The sequence below is a fragment of the Methanobrevibacter sp. genome (assembly GCF_045611865.1).
GTDB lineage: Archaea > Methanobacteriota > Methanobacteria > Methanobacteriales > Methanobacteriaceae > Methanocatella.
In genome coordinates, this window is the sequence record NZ_JAZKXX010000078.1 from 14,112 (window position 1) to 29,009 (window position 14,898).

Sequence of the window (14,898 nt, forward strand, 5' to 3'; positions counted from 1 at the left end):
ATAATTAAACATATAAATATTTTTAACGATAATAATTCAATTTTGTTCAATAAAAACAATAATTACTTATCATTATAAAAATGTATATACTATCAAAACTAAACCTTAATTTGATTTTATGTCATTCAATAAAAACCAAATCGAAAAATTAGAAAAAAGCGGATATCGTTTTGTAGGCACACATGGCCATGCAGCTGTCAAAACCTGCCACTGGACCCGCCAAAGTATTGTAGATAAAGGCGTTTGCTATAAAGAAAAGTTCTATGGAATTCAATCACACAGATGCCTTCAAATGTCTCCTGCAGTTCCAAACTGCCAACAAGAATGTGAATTCTGTTGGAGAGATTTAACATACACACAAACTAGCTGGGAAGATGAAGAATATGATGACCCAAAAACAATAATTGATGGAGCCATTAAAGCTCAAGATAACTTATTATGTGGTTTTTATGGAAATGACAAAGCAAACAAGAAAAAATTAGAAGAACTTAAAAAACCGAATAATGCCGCCATCTCACTCGCTGGAGAGCCAACTCTTTATCCAAAAATTGATGAGTTGATTGGTGAATTTAACAGACGTGATTTTACCACTTTTGTCGTGAGTAACGGCCAATGTGCAGATAGACTTCGAAATCTAGATAACGATCCATATCAACTATACCTTTCCTTAGATGCACCATCAGAGAAAATATTTAATGAAGTGTGCAGACCCAGAATAAATGATGCCTGGAGCAATTTAAACGAATCACTTGAAACATTAGCCAGTTTTGACTCACGTACATGTATAAGAAATACCTGTGTTCGTGGAAGAAATATGGAAAACCCGGAAGGTTATGCAAAATTAATTAAAAAAGCAGACCCTGATTTTGTAGAAGTAAAAGCATACATGTGTGTTGGCTCATCACGTGAAAGACTAACCTTAGATAATATGCCAACATTTGATGAGGTTAAGGAATTCGCAAAAAAAATAGGTGATGAGTGTGGAAAAGAATTAGTAAATGAATCTGAAATCAGTCGTGTTGTTTTGCTTGAGTAGCAATTTTTCGGCCAATTTCAAATGCAGATTCTAAATCTTTTGGAAAACGTGTTTTTCTAATTTGTTTTCTCTCTTTTTCATCAAATGCATCTGAAACATATTTTGAATAGTTCTTGAATTGGTAGGTTTCATAAACATATAAATGCTCAGGTTTAGTGAATACCATACTTAAAGCCATTTCAAAGTGATCATGAAGATCATGATATCCAATTTGATGTGAAAGCTCTTCAGATGCATTCATAGTGTAAAAATAAGCTATTGGCATTTTTTTATGCTCCACTGTTTCTGTTTTACTATAAGCAATGAATGGGAACATGAATCTCTCCAAAAAGCATCTCATATTTCCAGTCACATCACTAAAGTAAATCGGTGACCCTAAAATAACACCATCAGCTTGAACAATTTCGTCCAGAATAGGTTTTAAATCATCATTTTGAACACATCTACCATAATGTCTCCCATTTACTATTTTACATGCAAAACAACTCTTACATCCATGAAACGGAAAATCATATAAATTTATTCTTTCCACTTCTGCATCAGGAAAAACTGATTTAATCCCCTTTAGAGATTCATCCAACAATTGTGCTGTGTTGCAGTTTGGTCTTGGAGAACCATTAATGGCAAAAAATTTCATTTTATTTACCTTCAGCTTTAAGTTCTTCACAAAGCTCAACGGCTTTACGTGCGGCTTTTTCCATTGAAGTTTCATATGGAATTCCTGCCTCTTCCAAAAGCCTTTGACCTTCTTGTTCATTTGTACCGGTTAATCTAATAACAATATGAACTTTACGTCCGGCTTGGTCTAAAGCTTTAATTACTCCACGAGCAACATCATCTGCTTTAGTAATACCACCTAAAACATTTAAAAATACCACTTTAACCGGTTCGTAGTTTAAAACAATATTTAATGCTTGATTAATAATTTGTTCTGAAGCTCCACCACCAATATCCAAGAAAGTTGCTGGTTCTCCACCATTAAGTTTAATCATGTCCATAGCGGTTAAAGTTAAACCTGCCCCATTACCAATTACGGCAATATCTCCGTCTAATTGAACAAAGTCGACAGCTTTTTTCTTATAGTGCATCCTTTTAACCAAATCTTGATGTCTGAATAAGGAATCATTTTCAACAACAAGTTTGGCATCTGCAGCAATTAGTCCATTTGGAGTCAATACCAACGGATTGATTTCGGCAGTGTCAGCATCATATTTATCAAATACATTATATAATTTCCAAATCATGTCACCCATTGATGAAATCAATTCAGATGGTACTCCCATTTTACGTGCAACTTCACGTGCTTCATATGGTAAAAATTCAAGTAAAGGATTTGGATAGTATTTAATAATTTTTTCAGGGTTTGTTTTAGCTAAGTTTTCAATTTCAACCCCACCTTCTTTACTTGCCAAGATAACCGGTCTTCTAGCTCCTCTATCAACAGACACTGTTACAAAAAATTCATTGAGAATCTCGGCTTTTTCTTCAATTAAAAGATGTTTTACTTTTTCACCTTTAATTTCCATGCCCAAAATTTCCTCAGCAACTTTTAAAGCTTCACCAGGATTATCGGCAAATTTTACACCACCAGCTTTACCTCTACCACCAGTTAAAACTTGTGCTTTAACAACAACAGGAACTCCCATCTCTGAAGAAATAGACATTGCTTCCTCAGGGGAGTAAGCTACATGCCCTTCTAAAATTGGAATCCCTTCTTTATTAAAAACTTGTTTTGCTACACTTTCAAAAAATCTCATTATAACACCTATTCTGCTAAAGCATACCCTGCTTCAAAAGCACTGATATTTTTCTCTTCAGTTCCTTTAGGAACACTTACTTCAATTGCTTTAATAGCTGCTTCTTTGGATATAACTTTAGTAATTTTTGTAATAGCTCCGACCATAACGATATTTGCCACAATTTTAAGTCCTATTTCGTCAGTAGCTGTTTTTGTAGCAGGAGCTTCGTAAACTTTAATATTATGCTCGTCGATGTAATCTTTAACATCTTCAACATATGTTGTTCCAGGGTCCACAATTAAAGTCCCATTATCTTTTAAATCCACAATATATTTGATTAATGCTTCATTAGACATTGCCACTAAAATATCAGGATTTTGAACTTTTGGATAATCGACTTCAGTGTCACTAATAACAACTTCACATTTTGAAGCTCCACCACGAGCTTCTGGACCATAAGATTGAGTTTGGACCGCTTCTTTTCCATCAAAAAGACATGCAGATTTACCTAAAATAATACCTGCAAGAATTATTCCTTGACCTCCAAATCCACAAATTCTAATTTCAGTTCTCATTTTATCCACCTATAATTCTGTTGAATATGCGGAGTTGATAAGAGTTTTCTTACCTGATTTTTCCACACTTATTTTATCAATATTTTCTGTGAATTCGTCTTTTTGAGTATTTGCAAATTCACCAACGACAATTTTTCCTTCCAATTCTTTTGGTTTCATTCTATCTGCTGCGGATTTAAATACTGTATTTGCTTTCATAATAGCAGCCATCGCAGTAGGAGTTTTAAGTTTGTTTTTACGACCAAAATAAGTTGGACATTGAGTTGCAACTTCGATAAATGAAAATCCTGGATTTTTTAATCCATCTTTAATAGAAGTAACAAGGTTTTCAATTTGAACGGTAGTCCATCTTGCAGAGTAAGTTGCACCAGCAGCCCCAACAAGTTCGGCCAGCTTAAATGGAGCATCTTGATTTCCATATGGTGCAGTTGTTCCAAAACTACCTTTAGGAGATGTAGGACTAATTTGACCACCAGTCATACCATAGATATTATTATTAATACAAATTACGGTTAAATTAATGTTTCTTCTAGCCGCATGAATTAAATGGTTACCACCAATAGAAGCAGCATCACCATCACCAGTAAATACTACAACATCCAAATCCTTATTAGCTGTTTTAAGACCTGTTGCAAAGCTTAATGCTCTTCCGTGAGTGGTGTGGAGAGAATCACATTTTAAATAACCCGGAATTCTTGAAGAACAACCAATTCCAGAAACCATTGCAATATTCTCAAAATCCATTTCTGCTTTTTCCATTGCGGCTAAAAATGCATTGATAATAGCTCCGTTTCCACAACCTGGACAGAAAATATGTGGTAATCTATCTTCTCTTAAATATGGGAGAAATCTATTTTCTTTAGACATTTAGTTTCCTCCTATTTCATCAATTTTATTTAATATTTCATCAGGAGTTGGCAATAATCCGCCTATTACTCCGAGTAAATGAACATTTGAATGTTTTTTACAAACACGGTCCACTTCATAATACATTTGGCCCAAATTCATTTCAACAACAATAACATCCTTTGCATTTGCTGTTAATTCTTCAATTTGTTCATCAGGGAATGGCCATGGAGTGTCTATTTTAATATAACCAACTTTTTTATCTGTTTTGTTTACCGCTTCAATAACAGACCTTACAGGTGCTCCATAAGAAACAATTATAATATCTGCATCTTCACAGTTTTTAGATTTAACAGAACAGATTTTATCTTTATTGTTTAAAATTTTATCACAAATTCTTTGAATAAGTTTATCGTGAGTTTCAGGATTGTTTGTATCTGGATAACCCCTTTCATCGTGAGTTAGCCCAGTTACATGGATATTAAATCCATCACCGAAAGCAGGCATTGGAGTTGTTCCATTTTCAATATTTTCAAATGGTAAATAATCATCACCTTTTTCTGGTCTTTTTCTTGGAACAATCTCGATATCATCTTCGACGATGATTTTTTCTCTCATATGACCAATGACTTCATCAGCCATGACAAAAACTGGTACCCTATACTCTTCAGCCAAGTTAAATGCTTTAATTGTAAAATCAAAGAATTCTTGAACACTTGATGGAGATAATGCAATTGGTTCGTAGTCCCCATGTGATCCCCAACGAGCTTGCATCATATCGCCTTGTGCAGCCATTGTTGGCTGTGCAGTTGAAGGGGAACCTCTTTGGACATCAACAATAACGATAGGAGTTTCACTCATAAATGCATAACCTATATTTTCCTGCATTAATGAAATACCTGGCCCGGATGTAGCTGTCATTGATTTGGTTCCTCCCCATGAACCACCAATAATAGCTCCTGCAGAAGCAATTTCATCTTCCATTTGAACAAATGAACCGCCAACTTTTGGCAATTCACGAGCTAATGTTTCAGCAACTTCAGTAGATGGAGTGATAGGATAACCTGCAAAAAATCTACAACCGGCAGCTATAGCACCTTTAGCACATGCTTCATTTCCTTGAATAAAAAATTCTTCAGCCATTTTAACACCTACTTTTCCCCTTTTGTGAAATTAGGATTAAAGTTAACATCCTTGCCATCTTTCATCCACCAATTTTCCGGCAAATCAACGGTAATTGCTTGATCAGGACATGCAATTTCACAAGTACCACATTTTGTACATCTTTCTTCAAACTTGACAAATGGTAATTGTACTCCTTTTTTGTTTACTTCAGGAGATATTGCATATACATTCTTATAACACATAAATAAGCAAAGATGACATCCTTTACACAAATTTTCGTCAATTATAATCAATTTTAAATCTCCTAATAATTCTATGATACATAAATATAGAATGTTATATATTTATGTTAATGAACATTTAAATATCTTATGAGAATCGTGATAAATTCTAAAAATTTATTAAAAAATAATTTTAATAACTATAATTATGAAAGATTTAACAACCCCAATATCCAATGAGGATTTATCAAATCTTAATGTTGGAGACCAAATTACCATTTCCGGAACAATCTATACTGGCCGTGACGCTGCACTTCCACAACTTGTAAAATTAATTAAAAATGATGAAGTCCCTTTTGATTTATCTGGTAGCGTTATTATGCATACTGCTTTTAGTGATGCGGGAATAGCACCAACAACAAGCAACAAAGAAGAAATTGAATCGACAATGCCAATTTTAAGCGAACACGGTGTTAAAATCCATATCGGAAAGGGAATGTTAAGTGAAAGTACTGTTAAATCTTTAAATGAAAATAACTCTATTTTTGTAATAACTCCACCTGTTGCAGCATTACTTACAAACAAAGTTTTAGAAAAAGAATGTGTTTTATTTGAAAATGAAGGAATGGAAGCTATGTTTAAATTAAAAGTAGAAAATATTCCCGGAATTGTTGCAATTAAAGATGGTGAGGTGATTTAAAAAAAATTAAAAATTGAGATGAAAGAAATTATTCTTCATCTTCTTCGTCATCAGTTTCTTCTCTTTTTTCGAATTCATCTACGAAATTAACTTTGGTAATTTCTTCGATGTTTTCCCAGATGTCTTTAGCTATTCTGAATCTTGCAAATGTAATGTCCATGTAAGATTGTTGATCGAATTTAGCCATTTCATCTAATTTGATGTTTGCAACACCATCAACAATGTCGATTTCAGTTTTATCAATATCAACGTTAGGGTTGGAGTAGTGTAACTCAATCATACTTTTGATTTTTTCTTCATCATCTTCAATGATTTCACATACTTCAACATCATAAACTAAGTCTCTTCCTGCTAATTCATGGTTGAAGTCAACTTTTACTCTTCCACCATTTACAGTTAAGATTTTACCAGTTGCACCTTCAGATTGGATTTTCATACCTGGAACAGGAGTCATACCTTGTCTTTTGAATTCTTTCATAGGTACTAATTGGATTAATTTAGAATTTCTTTGACCAAAAGCATTTTCAGCATCTACTTCAATAGTTTTTTTATCTCCTGCTTCTAATCCTTTAATAGCTTCTTCAATAGCTGGTAATAAGTGGTTTCCACCTACAACAATTGGAATTGGTTTGTAAGTTTTATTTTCTTCAAAGATTCCAGCTTCTTGTGCAATTTCATCATAAGTAGTATCAAATACGTCATCAGTGTCTTTTATTTTACCAGTAAAGTTTACTCTTACAAAATCTCCGTTATCTATAGCCATAAAAATTACGCTCCTTAATAATTTTGATTAAATAATTTGTTAATAAATATAACATTATAAAATTTAGTAACCATTACTTATTAAAGTTTTGTTTATATATACGATATTTCAAATGTGAAAAAATTTTTCAAAAAATACTTTCCAAATGCTCTTACTAAAAAACTAATTATTTAATTAAATATAATTATAATTCATGCAAAGAAAAGGAGCTGTTAACCTACCCCTTCACGGAGGTCATCCTCCTAAATGGTTATTCAGCAGAATGGTTGACCTATCGGGAGCATTAGCATCTGTAATTATTGAAGAGTATAGTTTAGCAGAATTTTTAAATAGAATTTCTAATCCTTACTGGTTTCAAGCATTTTCTTGCGTTTTAGGTTTTGATTGGCATTCATCAGGAACTACTACAACAACATTAGGTGCACTTAAAGCATCATTAAGCCCTGAAGAACATGGAATTTATCTAAGTGGGGGCAAAGGTGGCAAATCTAGAAAAACACCCCAAGGCATAGAGCATGCCGGAGAGATATTTAATTTAAAAACTAAAACAACTGAAAAACTAATTGAAACAAGTAAATTATCTGCTAAAATTGATAATTCTTGCATCCAAGACGGTTACACATTATACCAGCATAATTTTTTTGTTACAGAAAAAGGAGATTGGGCGGTTGTACAGCAGGGCCTAAATACTGAAAATAAATATGCTCGAAGATATCATTGGCTAGGTTCAGAAGTCGAAAAGATTCTAAATGACCCCCATAGCGGAATATCCTGCGATAAAAAAACACCAAACACATTAAATATGTCTTCAAAAGAAAGTGAAGAAGCTCAAAAAATAAGTGTTGACTTAATTAATGATAATCCCAACCATTTAAGACAATATTTTAAAAGAAAAGACAATCAGATGCTTTTAGAAGACTTTACAATGCCCGAACACCATCCCGTTTTGGACATGGATATTTCAGACAAAGAATTTGAAGTTTTAACAAGAGCATGGGAAATTCAGCCTGAAAACTATGAAGAATTAATTTTACTTCAAGGAATTGGCCCTAAAAAAATAAGGGCACTTGCTTTAATATCCGATTTAGTGTATGGGGAACCTGCAAGCTGGAAAGATCCTGTAAAATATAGCTTTACACACGGAGGAAAAGACGGTTTTCCATATCCTGTTGACAGAGAAGTTTATGATAACTCCATTCAAACCATTAGAGATGCACTTGACCAAGCACGTATAAAAAAAGATGAAAAGTTAAAAGCCATTAAAAGATTAGACGAGTTTATATCTTAACGATTTTCATCATGAATATTTACAGTTTTACCATGCGCTGTTGGGATAACTTCCAATACAGGATTCTCAAATTCCAAATCGAATTCCTTCCCATCCATCAACAAATGTTGAAATACTGCCAGTGATGATACTTCAGAGTGAGGCTGAGTTGTAACAGAAACATTCCAATCAGCTGCTTTATATACTTTTCCAGGAACTTTAGACCCGCCAACAATAATTAAGATATCAGAACCATCCTCACGAACTTCCGGAGCTATTTCATGAGCTTGTGATCCATACATTGTAAGGTGAACTACTTTTCCACCATCTGCTTTCCATCTGTTAATAACACCCATGTAACTTTCTGTGTACTCTATTTCAAAGTTTCCCCCAAATCTTGAAGCTGTATCCCTAACATTTTCCATAAGTTTATTATCACGTTCGCCAGCAAGATATATTTTACTAGCTCCAAATGCACGGGCAGTTAAACATACATGAGTTGTAATTCTTGTATCTCTTTTTAATCTGTGGTCTAATCTTAAAACATTAACTTTCATATTATCAGTTAATAGATTAAGTGATTAAAATATATAAATTTGATGAGAATTACCAGTGAAAAATAAAATGTAAGGAGGTGATACTAAAACACTAAATAAAATATGATCAAAAACATGTGGTAAATCTCATCGAAAATACTTATATTTCCAATTATATATAAATTAATGCTTTTTAAAACCTAAAAATTGATTTTAATACGTTAAAGGAAATATAAAGCTACACTCATAAATAATAATGAAAATAAGCGACCAAACTCATTACTCATTCCAAGCACATCACCATTAGCAAAAACAAAATTACGTCTTGCAATAAATGCAATGATAATTCCTGAAAAGATTGCTCCCAAAACACCAATAATACCAGTTAAATCCCCTAATAAAAATGCAATAACAGCCACAATTGCTGTTGATGCAGCATAATTATAAATATTTGTTTCTTTTATAAAGTAACTTCCAATTCCAGGAGTTAGTGGTTTAGATAAAAGTGCTGTTGTTATCAAGGAGGTTTTTGCAGTCATCTCACAAATAATAATTCCAAAAATAAAATGATAATCCAAGATATTGTAAAGTCCACCAATGGTTAAACTAGCTACTAAGAATAAAGTTGCAACACCACCTGCCCCTACTGATGAATCTTTCATTATGCGGATTTTACGTTCGGGTTCTCCATGAACCATTATACCATCCGCCATGTCCATTACGCCATCCAAATGATTATAACCAGTTATAAGCATCAAAAATGCATAAACAATAGTGGCCGTGAAAAATGAATTTAAATGTAGGAACTCCAAAGACACATAGCCACAAATAGCCGCCAAAATTCCAATAAATATATGCAAAAATGGCCAACACCAAGTTAACTTAGTCATGTATTCAATTGATGTGAAAACGTTGATTGGCAATATTGTTGAAAATGTTAAAAGTCCTAAAAGAGACCTGATTGGTGAGAACTCTTCATCTTCAAAGTAGCTATCATCTTCCATAATTATTCCTCAAATATTTTAGACACACAACCTGCAATCAAACCAGCAAAAATATCATCAAGTATCGGAGGTAATCCATAGATGATTCCAGGTTTTGCTTCATAATATCTTTTAAAATTAAAAGCTGCTTTTGTTCCGGCAATTTGATTTGAAATAGCAAGACCTAAAACCTTATCAGCATATAAAGCCGGATTATCACTTATATCAATTTCCCTAATCCTATTTCCAGTTAAGTCTTGTTCCGTCCTCATTGCAGCAACTATAAGTGCAATAACATCAATATCTGTCAATGATTTAAAAATTTGTGTTTCCATTTTGGCTTTTAGCTCATCTGTAACCTCAACATCCTCAACAAGATCCATTCCAGCTTCAACTAAATCTCCAATCAATATCCCCTCAGATACAAAATAATCTAAAATTCCAAATGTTAGATTTAGTTTTTCGAATGCATCTTCTATGCTTATTTCAATTGCCTCTTCAATTCTTATTTTTAATTCACCAAAATCAATATCATCATATACTGCATTATTAATGTCCAAATTACCTTCACTAGACCTTGGAACATTACTTAAAACTGCTAAAAAATCATCAGTATTTAAAATATTTTGAATGTGCACAGGTAAAGCCATATTTGCTAGTTTTTTAGCTTTTATATTAGTTATTATTTTGAATATTTTTAACAAATCCTTAGGAGATATTATTTTATCCAAATAAATTATATGACTTAAATTAATCCTTGCATCGCTAAATCCCTTAGGAGAATTGGCAACTTTTAGGTGATTTCTAAAGTCTTGAATGACAACATCATTAGCCATAAATGTGAAAACTGTTAAATCATCATAGGTATTTGCAAAATAATCAAGAGATTCGGTTGCTTGAGCTATAAATGAACCTTGATATTGATTGAAAGTTTGTGCCTTTTTAGCAGTAGCATCAAAATCATCTTTTGCCTTAATGATATTAACATTTTCAACAATGTCAATCCCATCACTTACAGTAAAATCACTGAATGCTAAAAAATGATTTGGATTAGTTATGCAAATACCATAATCTTTCTTGATGATATTGAAATTCATATGCTAATATATATTAATTATTTAATTTAAATTTATATCATATCAGATAAAAAGGACTTATCATTATGACAATTATTATTGACCCACAATCAAGCGGAATAGCTGGAAATATGTTAATAGGAGCATTTGTTGATTTAGGAGCCAATGCTAGTGAAATAAAAGATATTATGGAAAAATCAGCTATAGAATTCGGCGGAGTAGAAGTTAATTTTGAAAAAATTAATAAAAATGGAATCGCTTCTACCTTCTGCCAAGTGAAAATGCTTGAAGTGGAAAAATCAATTAGTTGCAAAGAATTAATTTCAAAAATTGAAAAACTTGATTTGGATGAAAATGTTAAAAACACTTCAATTAATATTTTTAAAAGAATAGCTGAAGCAGAATCAAAAGTTCACGGGAAAACTTTAAAAACCGCTCATTTTCATGAAGTTGGAGCTAGTGATGCAGTAGCTGATGTGATTGGATCTGTTTATGCATATTACTCACTTGATTTTGATAAACAAAAAGTTATAGGCCTCCCAATAGCTGTTGGAGGAGGTACAATAAAAACATCCCATGGAATACTGCCAGTTCCAGTTCCAGCAGTTATAGAAATCTTAAAAGATGCGCAAATGACTGGAGGTCCAGTAGATAGTGAACTTGCAACACCAACAGGTTGTGCAGTTTATATGGAATTATGTGATGAAATAAAAGAGTTCATCCCACTTTTAAAGCCTAAACAAACTGGATATGGTGCAGGAAGAAAAGACTTTGACCATCCAAACGTTTTAAGAATTCTTGAATGCGAGGATATTACTGAGAATGATACAATTGACGTTATTGAGACAAATATCGACCATTTAACTGGTGAAGAAATTGGATACTTATTTGACAGGCTTTTAGATGAAGGAGCCAGCGATGTTTCAATTACTCCAATAATCATGAAAAAAAATCGTCAGGGAAGCCTTTTAAAAGTAATTTCTAAAGAATTTAATAGAGAAAACCTAATTAAAGCCATATTTAAAGAAACTGGAAGTTTAGGTATAAGAATTACTCCAAATATCCACAGAGGCGTTGCAAAAAGAGAGTTTATAACTAAAGAATATGAAATTGATGGAAAAACTTATGAAGTAACCTTTAAAGTTGGATATGTTAACGGAGAGATAATTTCATCTAGACCAGAATATGAAGACCTAAAAAGAATTGCAAAAGACAGCGGTCTTGCTTTAAGAGATGTAAAAGAGTTGGTAAAATGAAAAAGGCCATTTCTGTTTTATCTGGAGGTCTGGATTGTACTGTGGCTACAAGTGTTTATTCTAAAGAATATGAAATTCATGCAATAACGTTTAACTATGGTCAAAAAAGTGTTAAAAAAGAGATTGAAGCTTCAAAAGAAATATGTAATAAAATGAACTGGAAACATGAAGTTATCGATCTTCCATGGTTGGCGCAGATTAGTAATTCAAGTCTCAATACATCTGAAGAAGTTCCAGAGCCCTCTTCAGACGATTTAGATGATTTTGATAAAAGCAGTGAAAGTGCAAGTAGTGTTTGGGTTCCCGCTAGAAATACTGTTTTTACATCAATTGCCCTTGCATATGCTGAAAGTATTGGAGCGGAGATAATAATCGTTGGTTGGAACTGTGAAGAAGGAGCAACATTTCCAGATAATTCAAAAGAATATTTAAATGAATTTAATGAATTGATTAAAGTTGGGTCTCCTGAAAATATTAAAATTGAAGCACCAGCAATTGGATTAAATAAAGAGGAAATTGTTGAGTTAGGAGTTAAAGTTGGTGCTCCAATGGGTTTAAGTTACTCCTGTTATAAAGGAGGAGACAAACATTGTGGCGTTTGTGAAAGTTGTATGAGGCGGAAACGAGCTTTCAAGAATTTAGGTGTTAAAGATTTAAGCGAATATGAAAATTAATCATATTCTTCCAAGTCTTCTTTCCAATTTGCATCGTCTAAATCCAGATTTTCTCTCATACAAAATGTTACATTTTCAATTGCGTTGTATAATTTACCAACACCTCTTTTTGATTTTTGATAATTTGCAACACGGTTTTCTCTAATTCCAATTTGTCTTGCTTCGGCATAAGAGTCTATATCCGCACCAATAAATATGAATTCCCAATTATGATTTTCAATTAAATTGGTAATATGTTGTTTTGAGTATTCATGAGAATCATTTTCCATCCCATCAGTCATAATGACAAATAAGACCTTATTGTCAATCTCCTTATCAAGTAAGTTGATTGTTTTGCCGATTGCATCATATAATGCTGTCATTCCCCTTACCCAATATTGTTTATCTGTGAGTTTTTCAACTTCATTAATGTCTTTTCTTCTATATAGCAGTTCATACTTATCATCAAAAAGAACTGTTGTTACTTTAGTGTTAAATCCTTTATTTTTTTCTCTTTCAATATATGAATTAAATCCACCTATTGTATCTTCTTCAGACCCACTCATTGATCCACTACGATCAATTAAAAATATTATATCCAAGTTTTCATTTTTAGGCATTGCATCCATATTTTCTCACATTCCGTTTTGATTTTGTTAATAAGTTGTTACTAACTTACACACAATATATTAACAAAACATAGTATTTAAAGTTTTCGATGCGTGAAAAAAATGAAATGAAAAAAAGTTACTTTAATTCTTTTAAAAGATTTAAACCATTATCAGACAATCTATAAAGACGTCCTTTTCTTACTTCGGGATTGATGCATTCTACGATTTCTTTTTCTTTTAATTGCCTTAATACATTAGAAATATGATTTGGCAATATTCCACTATCAGAGGCAATTTGAGTAGGTATTTTTACATCACCACCCAACGCTTTTAAAACTTTAACTCGATATGATGAATTATTGACATATTTTAAAAGTTCATCATCCATGAAATCCCTCCTTAAAGCTTATTTCCACAATTTGTGCAAAAAACATCTCCATTTTCAATTGTAGCTCCACAATTGGGACATTTAGTTTCAACTTCAAACTTTGCCCCGCAATTAATGCAGAATTTTGAATCCATGTCTGAAGGCGAACCACAACTTTGACAGTATTTAACATCTTTTTTATCCAAATGGGCATCCTTAAATTCATCTTTTGGCACAGGAGTACTGCCTATAACCGGTTGTGAGTAGAAATCTTTTTGATTTTCAATTTCAGAAATTAATTCATTCATAGAAGCTATTCTTTTTGAATCAGCAGGGTGAGTTGAGAAAAAATCGTGCTCATTAGAGTTTTGAGCTGACATTGCCTGCCAGAATGCAGGGATATGTGAAATATCATAACCTGCCCAATGAATAATCATCATACCTAATCTATCAGCTTCAAGTTCCTGATCCCTTCCCCAGGGGTTCATTAAGAGAAATTGTGAACCAATACTTGCCACATTAGTTGCAGCCCTTGTAAGAGAACCTATCGCACCCAATCCCACAAGATCCATTGCAATACTGCCAATCCAAGCAGCCGAAGTTATTGCATTTTGAGCAGTTTGGGCACTGGCTCTTGTTCTTGAATGATCTAGAAGTGCATGAGCCATTTCATGACCTAAAATAAATGCTACTTTTTCTTCAGTGTTGGCAACTGAAAGAATGCCTGAAAACATTACAATTTTACCACCAGGCATGCAAAAAGCATTTACAGTATCATCCGCCACCAAATGAACATCCCAATCATAATAATCTTCCACATAATCAAGCCTGCCAATTTTTGCCAAATATTCATTTACTGCATTAATTAACTTTACTGCAACATTTATAACAATCTGACCATCGTTAGTGTTATCTAAAAGCTGAGATTGATTAATCATGGAGTAATATTCATTATAAGATTCCTCAAGAAACTTATCATCATTGACCATGTCAAAATGCTTTTTACCTGTGAATGGATTTATTTCACTCCTATCATCCTTCGCCATAATATATTATATTGTTAAATTGTGTTAAAAAGTTTTTTAATATTTAAAACAATTACTGGTTGGTACCGACCAACATTTGTGCAAATGTCACACAAAGA

At 32.9% G+C, this 14,898-nt stretch carries 18 protein-coding genes; 5 read left to right on the top strand and 13 right to left on the bottom strand.

Annotated elements, in window-relative coordinates:
- The first annotated feature begins 118 nt into the window (after positions 1 to 118).
- The gene (twy1, locus tag ACKI32_RS09835; protein WP_407415939.1) at positions 119 to 1,036 is read left to right on the top strand and encodes a 4-demethylwyosine synthase TYW1; all 918 of its coding nucleotides are present in this window, start codon (positions 119 to 121) and stop codon (positions 1,034 to 1,036) included.
- Here the strand turns inward: twy1 and ACKI32_RS09840 are convergent.
- From ACKI32_RS09840 to ACKI32_RS09865, 6 genes are read right to left on the bottom strand one after another with little or no spacing between them, the layout of a single operon-like run.
- Positions 1,011 to 1,673 carry a flavodoxin family protein gene (locus ACKI32_RS09840; RefSeq protein ID WP_407415941.1) on the bottom strand — a complete coding sequence of 221 codons (663 nt, stop codon included), beginning with the start codon at positions 1,671 to 1,673 and terminating at the stop codon, positions 1,011 to 1,013. The genes twy1 and ACKI32_RS09840 overlap by 26 nt on opposite strands.
- A 1-nt stretch (position 1,674) precedes the next feature.
- Complete coding sequence (gene sucC, locus ACKI32_RS09845; RefSeq protein WP_407415943.1) at positions 1,675 to 2,793, bottom strand: ADP-forming succinate--CoA ligase subunit beta; 1,119 nt, start codon at positions 2,791 to 2,793, stop codon at positions 1,675 to 1,677.
- An 8-nt stretch (positions 2,794 to 2,801) separates the two neighbouring features.
- The gene (locus ACKI32_RS09850) at positions 2,802 to 3,350 is read right to left on the bottom strand and encodes a 2-oxoacid:ferredoxin oxidoreductase subunit gamma (protein ID WP_407415945.1); all 549 of its coding nucleotides are present in this window, start codon (positions 3,348 to 3,350) and stop codon (positions 2,802 to 2,804) included.
- Between the two features lie 9 nt (positions 3,351 to 3,359).
- A complete protein-coding gene (locus ACKI32_RS09855; RefSeq protein WP_407415947.1) occupies positions 3,360 to 4,217 on the bottom strand; it encodes a 2-oxoacid:ferredoxin oxidoreductase subunit beta in 858 nt (285 codons plus the stop codon).
- On the bottom strand, positions 4,218 to 5,339 hold the full coding sequence (locus ACKI32_RS09860; protein WP_407415949.1) for a 2-oxoacid:acceptor oxidoreductase subunit alpha: 1,122 nt from the start codon (positions 5,337 to 5,339) through the stop codon (positions 4,218 to 4,220). It lies immediately after the preceding gene.
- An 8-nt stretch (positions 5,340 to 5,347) separates the two neighbouring features.
- Positions 5,348 to 5,614, bottom strand: a complete 267-nt coding sequence (locus ACKI32_RS09865) for a ferredoxin family protein (protein ID WP_407415951.1) — start codon at positions 5,612 to 5,614, stop codon at positions 5,348 to 5,350.
- A gap of 136 nt (positions 5,615 to 5,750) precedes the next feature.
- On the opposite strand from ACKI32_RS09865, the gene ACKI32_RS09870 reads away from it, so the two are divergent.
- Positions 5,751 to 6,242 carry a fumarate hydratase C-terminal domain-containing protein gene (locus tag ACKI32_RS09870; RefSeq protein WP_407415953.1) on the top strand — a complete coding sequence of 164 codons (492 nt, stop codon included), beginning with the start codon at positions 5,751 to 5,753 and terminating at the stop codon, positions 6,240 to 6,242.
- 28 nt (positions 6,243 to 6,270) lie between these two features.
- On the opposite strand, the gene ACKI32_RS09875 is transcribed toward ACKI32_RS09870, so the two are convergent.
- Entirely contained in the window at positions 6,271 to 7,005 is a 735-nt protein-coding gene (locus ACKI32_RS09875) for a peptidylprolyl isomerase (RefSeq protein WP_407415955.1), read from the bottom strand.
- A 193-nt stretch (positions 7,006 to 7,198) separates the two neighbouring features.
- Between ACKI32_RS09875 and ACKI32_RS09880 the strand changes: the two genes are divergently transcribed.
- Positions 7,199 to 8,293, top strand: coding sequence for a DUF763 domain-containing protein (locus tag ACKI32_RS09880; RefSeq protein ID WP_407415957.1), 1,095 nt, complete (start codon positions 7,199 to 7,201; stop codon positions 8,291 to 8,293).
- On the opposite strand, the gene ACKI32_RS09885 is transcribed toward ACKI32_RS09880, so the two are convergent.
- The 3 genes from ACKI32_RS09885 to ACKI32_RS09895 all read right to left on the bottom strand — a co-directional run bounded on the left by ACKI32_RS09885 (position 8,290) and on the right by ACKI32_RS09895 (position 10,888).
- A complete protein-coding gene (locus tag ACKI32_RS09885; protein WP_407415959.1) occupies positions 8,290 to 8,829 on the bottom strand; it encodes a tRNA (cytidine(56)-2'-O)-methyltransferase in 540 nt (179 codons plus the stop codon). The two genes, ACKI32_RS09880 and ACKI32_RS09885, sit on opposite strands and share 4 nt — an antisense overlap.
- Positions 8,830 to 9,029: 200 nt before the next feature.
- On the bottom strand, positions 9,030 to 9,812 hold the full coding sequence (gene cobS, locus ACKI32_RS09890; RefSeq protein ID WP_407415961.1) for an adenosylcobinamide-GDP ribazoletransferase: 783 nt from the start codon (positions 9,810 to 9,812) through the stop codon (positions 9,030 to 9,032).
- A 2-nt stretch (positions 9,813 to 9,814) separates the two neighbouring features.
- On the bottom strand, positions 9,815 to 10,888 hold the full coding sequence (locus tag ACKI32_RS09895; protein ID WP_407415963.1) for a phosphatidylglycerophosphatase: 1,074 nt from the start codon (positions 10,886 to 10,888) through the stop codon (positions 9,815 to 9,817).
- Between the two features lie 65 nt (positions 10,889 to 10,953).
- Between ACKI32_RS09895 and larC the strand changes: the two genes are divergently transcribed.
- On the top strand, positions 10,954 to 12,123 hold the full coding sequence (larC, locus tag ACKI32_RS09900) for a nickel pincer cofactor biosynthesis protein LarC (protein ID WP_407415965.1): 1,170 nt from the start codon (positions 10,954 to 10,956) through the stop codon (positions 12,121 to 12,123).
- Positions 12,120 to 12,797, top strand: a complete 678-nt coding sequence (queC, locus tag ACKI32_RS09905) for a 7-cyano-7-deazaguanine synthase QueC (RefSeq protein WP_407415967.1) — start codon at positions 12,120 to 12,122, stop codon at positions 12,795 to 12,797. Before larC ends, queC begins: the two co-directional genes overlap by 4 nt.
- Here the strand turns inward: queC and ACKI32_RS09910 are convergent.
- The 3 genes from ACKI32_RS09910 to ACKI32_RS09920 all read right to left on the bottom strand — a co-directional run bounded on the left by ACKI32_RS09910 (position 12,794) and on the right by ACKI32_RS09920 (position 14,800).
- The gene (locus ACKI32_RS09910; RefSeq protein WP_407415969.1) at positions 12,794 to 13,405 is read right to left on the bottom strand and encodes a vWA domain-containing protein; all 612 of its coding nucleotides are present in this window, start codon (positions 13,403 to 13,405) and stop codon (positions 12,794 to 12,796) included. The genes queC and ACKI32_RS09910 overlap by 4 nt on opposite strands.
- Before the next feature lie 118 nt (positions 13,406 to 13,523).
- Positions 13,524 to 13,775 carry a transcriptional regulator gene (locus tag ACKI32_RS09915; RefSeq protein ID WP_407415971.1) on the bottom strand — a complete coding sequence of 84 codons (252 nt, stop codon included), beginning with the start codon at positions 13,773 to 13,775 and terminating at the stop codon, positions 13,524 to 13,526.
- Positions 13,776 to 13,786: 11 nt separating this feature from the next.
- The gene (locus ACKI32_RS09920; RefSeq protein WP_407415973.1) at positions 13,787 to 14,800 is read right to left on the bottom strand and encodes a M48 family metallopeptidase; all 1,014 of its coding nucleotides are present in this window, start codon (positions 14,798 to 14,800) and stop codon (positions 13,787 to 13,789) included.
- Positions 14,801 to 14,898 lie beyond the last annotated feature (98 nt).

What these genes read in the sequence shown, in the direction of transcription:
- twy1 (WP_407415939.1), top strand. Translation starts at nt 119, where the DNA reads ATGTCATTCAATAAAAACCAAATCGAAAAATTAGAAAAAAGCGGATAT.
- ACKI32_RS09840 (WP_407415941.1), bottom strand. Translation starts at nt 1,673, where the DNA reads ATGAAATTTTTTGCCATTAATGGTTCTCCAAGACCAAACTGCAACACA.
- sucC (WP_407415943.1), bottom strand. Translation starts at nt 2,793, where the DNA reads ATGAGATTTTTTGAAAGTGTAGCAAAACAAGTTTTTAATAAAGAAGGG.
- ACKI32_RS09850 (WP_407415945.1), bottom strand. Translation starts at nt 3,350, where the DNA reads ATGAGAACTGAAATTAGAATTTGTGGATTTGGAGGTCAAGGAATAATT.
- ACKI32_RS09855 (WP_407415947.1), bottom strand. Translation starts at nt 4,217, where the DNA reads ATGTCTAAAGAAAATAGATTTCTCCCATATTTAAGAGAAGATAGATTA.
- ACKI32_RS09860 (WP_407415949.1), bottom strand. Translation starts at nt 5,339, where the DNA reads ATGGCTGAAGAATTTTTTATTCAAGGAAATGAAGCATGTGCTAAAGGT.
- ACKI32_RS09870 (WP_407415953.1), top strand. Translation starts at nt 5,751, where the DNA reads ATGAAAGATTTAACAACCCCAATATCCAATGAGGATTTATCAAATCTT.
- ACKI32_RS09875 (WP_407415955.1), bottom strand. Translation starts at nt 7,005, where the DNA reads ATGGCTATAGATAACGGAGATTTTGTAAGAGTAAACTTTACTGGTAAA.
- ACKI32_RS09880 (WP_407415957.1), top strand. Translation starts at nt 7,199, where the DNA reads ATGCAAAGAAAAGGAGCTGTTAACCTACCCCTTCACGGAGGTCATCCT.
- ACKI32_RS09885 (WP_407415959.1), bottom strand. Translation starts at nt 8,829, where the DNA reads ATGAAAGTTAATGTTTTAAGATTAGACCACAGATTAAAAAGAGATACA.
- cobS (WP_407415961.1), bottom strand. Translation starts at nt 9,812, where the DNA reads ATGGAAGATGATAGCTACTTTGAAGATGAAGAGTTCTCACCAATCAGG.
- ACKI32_RS09895 (WP_407415963.1), bottom strand. Translation starts at nt 10,888, where the DNA reads ATGAATTTCAATATCATCAAGAAAGATTATGGTATTTGCATAACTAAT.
- larC (WP_407415965.1), top strand. Translation starts at nt 10,954, where the DNA reads ATGACAATTATTATTGACCCACAATCAAGCGGAATAGCTGGAAATATG.
- queC (WP_407415967.1), top strand. Translation starts at nt 12,120, where the DNA reads ATGAAAAAGGCCATTTCTGTTTTATCTGGAGGTCTGGATTGTACTGTG.
- ACKI32_RS09910 (WP_407415969.1), bottom strand. Translation starts at nt 13,405, where the DNA reads ATGGATGCAATGCCTAAAAATGAAAACTTGGATATAATATTTTTAATT.
- ACKI32_RS09915 (WP_407415971.1), bottom strand. Translation starts at nt 13,775, where the DNA reads ATGGATGATGAACTTTTAAAATATGTCAATAATTCATCATATCGAGTT.
- ACKI32_RS09920 (WP_407415973.1), bottom strand. Translation starts at nt 14,800, where the DNA reads ATGGCGAAGGATGATAGGAGTGAAATAAATCCATTCACAGGTAAAAAG.